The organism is Protofrankia sp. CiP1_Cm_nod3 (assembly GCF_982290655.1).
In genome coordinates this window covers 1-3276 of record NZ_CEVIVD010000267.1, presented here as the reverse complement: position 1 = coordinate 3276, position 3276 = coordinate 1, and the positions used below count along the sequence as shown (strand labels likewise).

Below are 3276 nucleotides of genomic sequence, written 5' to 3'. Positions count from 1 at the left end.
CCCACCTCACACGGCCCGGGGGCGGGCGTCACGGCCGGCGTCCACCGCGAGCTGTATTCTCAGGGACAGTCCGGAGAAGATGTGAGGTTGATGTCCGCGTCCCCAGCCAGAATTTCCCTGACGGGAATCAAGCCGACCGGTGAACCGCACCTCGGCAACTACGTCGGTGCCATCAAACCGGCGTTGCGGCTCGCCGAGGAGTACGAGGCGATGTACTTCATCGCGGACTACCACGCGCTGACCACTGTTCGCGACCCGGCATTGCTGCGGCACTACACCCGCTCGGTGGCCGCGACGTGGATCGCCGCCGGCCTCGACCCGGACCAGGTGGTCCTCTATCGGCAGTCGGACATCCCCGAGATCCCCGAGCTGGCCTGGATCCTCAGCTGCCTGACCGGTAAAGGGCTGCTGAACCGGGCACACGCCTACAAGGCGGCGCGGGACCGCAACCGGGAAGCGGGCAAGGCGGATCTCGACGCCGGGATCAACATGGGCCTGTACAATTATCCGGTTCTCATGGCGGTCGACATCCTGATCATGGGCACCGACGCGGTGCCGGTCGGGCGCGACCAGGTACAGCACGTGGAGATCGCCGCCGACATCGCGGGCTCGTTCAACCACGTCTACGGTGACAGCTTCAAACTCAGAATCCCGCAGGCGATCGTGCCCGAGGCCGAGACCGGACGCACGCTCCCCGGCCTGGACGGCCGGAAGATGAGCAAGTCGTACGACAACACGATTCCGCTTTTCTGTACCGAGTCCCAGCTGAAGAAACTCGTCCGTCGTATTCCCACCGATTCCACCCCGGTGGAGGCGCCCAAGGATCCGGACAGCTCCAGCGTCTTCCAGATCCTGGAGCAGTTCGCCTCCCCGGAGACCGTCGCCGACACCCGGCAACGCCTGCTGGCCGGCGGCATGGGCTGGGGCGAGCTGAAAAACCAGCTGTTCGACGTCCTCAACACGCAGCTCGGCCCGCTGCGCGAACGTTACGACGCCCTGATGGCCCCCGGCAGCGAACTGGATGCCATGCTGGCCGCGGGCGCGGAAAAGGCCCGCAAACGAACAGTGCCCACCCTGGAACAGATACGCGGAGCGATCGGCATCGACTGACCCCGTCCCGCCGGTCTCGTCCCGTGTGGATACCACGCGCGGGACGACCGGGCGGGCCGTGTCGGGCCGCCATCACACAGCGACGGCCGCACGTCATCCCATGACCGAATCAGGCGTCGGACGCGAACAACGAGGGACGGGTGAGCACCCGTAACCCGACGACGACGAGCGCGGCGACCAGCACCACGGGCACCGCGATCCTGAGGTTGCGGCTCATACCGAGCCGCGTGCCCCGTCAGCGACCGCCGTGATCACACCGTCACGGCCCGACGGGCCGGAACGCGACGGACGGCCGCGCCGCAGCCCGGCAGCCCGGAACACGCCGAGCCACAGCGGCACGACGGGCCACAGCGGCCCACCGGGCCGAGCCGGGCGGCCCACCGGGCCGACATCCCGTCCGCATATCTCGACACCCACAGCATGATCCATTCCCCCGTGGCGAACACGACGATCACCCTGCTGTCGTCGCGTCGCCGACCGGCGACGCGACGCAACACACGCACGTACTGTAATGCCACGATCGAGCATCTCCCGCTACCGAGTGCCGACATGACCGGCCATCGCCGCCGACGCCAGCCCGGCCGGGTCAGCGCCCCTGCCACTGACGACGAACCACCGTGTCCGACACCCGCTCCCACGGCCGGCTGCCTCAGTGGCCGGCTGCCTCAGTGGCCGTCCGCCGGCGCGTCGGGTGCGAGCAGTTCCTCGAGCAGGAACCTCACCTTCGCCTCGATCGGCCGGCCCGGGTAATAGCGTTCGAGCAGATCGAGGCCTTCGTCGACGCTGGAGAAGCCACACAGGTCGTACAGCCTGATGATGTCGTTCTCGTCACGGCTGACCCGGCTCGCCAGCAGCTTCGTCGCCAGCAGGTACTCGGGAGACGGAGCCGACACGGTGAGGTGATCATTGTCGTAGACGACGACGGGATGCCCCGGATCATGACCCGGTAGAAAACCTTTGACTCCGTCGTTCAGCCAGTCCGGTTCAAGGTCCTCATGACGGGCTGCAACCCGTGCCGCGGCGGCGCGGACCTCGGTGGACGGATGCCAGATCCCGTCAACGTCCCTGGTGGCCGGTCGAGCGTCGTAGGCGACAGTCATGGCGGCACCACCGACGATGAAGACGTCACCGCGGATCCCCAGCCGGCGGAGTTCGTCGTTCAGCTCCGCGAACAGGCCGAGAATGCGCTCTCTGGTCAGCATGTGACAGCTTCTCCATGATCAGGAACCAGCTGACTCATATGTTCGTGAGGGAGTCGCGGTGCAGGTACACACCATGGTTCTGGAATGAAACCGGGCTGCCGGCGTACTCCCAGGCCCGCATCGACGGCATCGACGTCACCCACCAGCCATGGCGCAGATAGCGGCTGTCGTGATGGGCCCATGCGGGAACGGGCAGATCCTCCTGGACCGCCAGCCACTCGGCGAGTGCGGCCAGGAAGGCGTCCCATCGTTGGTCCCCGGTCGCAGGCGGCATCGCGGTGATCATTCGACGACGGATGTCCGGGTCCGCGCCGCGGAACCGATGGGCCAGTTCCGCCGCCTTGCGGACCGGCTCCGTGCGCTCTCCAGCGGGGATGTCACTCACGATCGACCGTGCCAGGCCGACCATGCTGGCCGAATAGTCGGGGTGGACGTCGATGTGCAGGCGCATCCCAGCGGCTTCGATGATACGTCGCAACGTGTCCACGGTCGGCTGCAACTCGCCCCGCTCGATCCGGTGGACGGTACTGGCCGCCACCCCCGCCGCATCGGCGAGGGCCCGCACAGACAGCCCCGCATCGGCTCGAACGCCGCGTACCAGGTCAGCCACCACCATGAACGTAAGCGTATACGCCTACACGCCGACCAGTCCGCTGTCGTCCTGCCGCCGGTCAGCGACGGGACGCGACGCTCCCGCACGTGCTGTAGTGCCACGATCGGGCAATTCCGCCGCCGGGTGTTGACATGACCGGCCATCGTCGCCGACGGCAACCCGGCCGGGTCAGCGCCCCGGCCACGGACGACGAACCAACCCGTCCGACACCGCTCCTGCGGCTGGCATACCTCAAGCGGCCGTCTGCCGGCGTGTCAGGTACAGGCAGTTCCTCGAGAAGGAACCTCGTCGTCCCTCGACTGGTCGGCCCGGGTAATAATATTTCAGCGAACTGAGATTTTCGGGTCTTCA

The 3276-nt window shown here is 67.1% G+C and carries 3 protein-coding genes; 1 reads left to right on the top strand and 2 read right to left on the bottom strand.

All coding sequences use genetic code 11. From position 1 onward, the window contains the following. The first annotated feature begins 90 nt into the window (after nt 1-90). Nucleotides 91-1110 carry a tryptophan--tRNA ligase gene (locus AC5LUJ_RS24040; protein ID WP_250285786.1) on the top strand — a complete coding sequence of 340 codons (1020 nt, stop codon included), beginning with the start codon at nt 91-93 and terminating at the stop codon, nt 1108-1110. A gap of 665 nt (nt 1111-1775) precedes the next feature. On the opposite strand, the gene AC5LUJ_RS24035 is transcribed toward AC5LUJ_RS24040, so the two are convergent. Then, nucleotides 1776-2312 carry a hypothetical protein gene (locus AC5LUJ_RS24035; RefSeq protein ID WP_250285787.1) on the bottom strand — a complete coding sequence of 179 codons (537 nt, stop codon included), beginning with the start codon at nt 2310-2312 and terminating at the stop codon, nt 1776-1778. Between the two features lie 34 nt (nt 2313-2346). After that, nucleotides 2347-2928: a helix-turn-helix domain-containing protein gene (locus tag AC5LUJ_RS24030; protein ID WP_250285788.1), complete on the bottom strand. Its 582-nt coding sequence runs from the start codon at nt 2926-2928 to the stop codon at nt 2347-2349. Nucleotides 2929-3276: the final 348 nt, after the last annotated feature.

Coding starts and splice junctions, on each gene's coding strand:
- AC5LUJ_RS24040 (WP_250285786.1), top strand. CDS start 91: ATGTCCGCGTCCCCAGCCAGAATTTCCCTGACGGGAATCAAGCCGACC.
- AC5LUJ_RS24035 (WP_250285787.1), bottom strand. CDS start 2,312: ATGCTGACCAGAGAGCGCATTCTCGGCCTGTTCGCGGAGCTGAACGAC.
- AC5LUJ_RS24030 (WP_250285788.1), bottom strand. CDS start 2,928: ATGGTGGTGGCTGACCTGGTACGCGGCGTTCGAGCCGATGCGGGGCTG.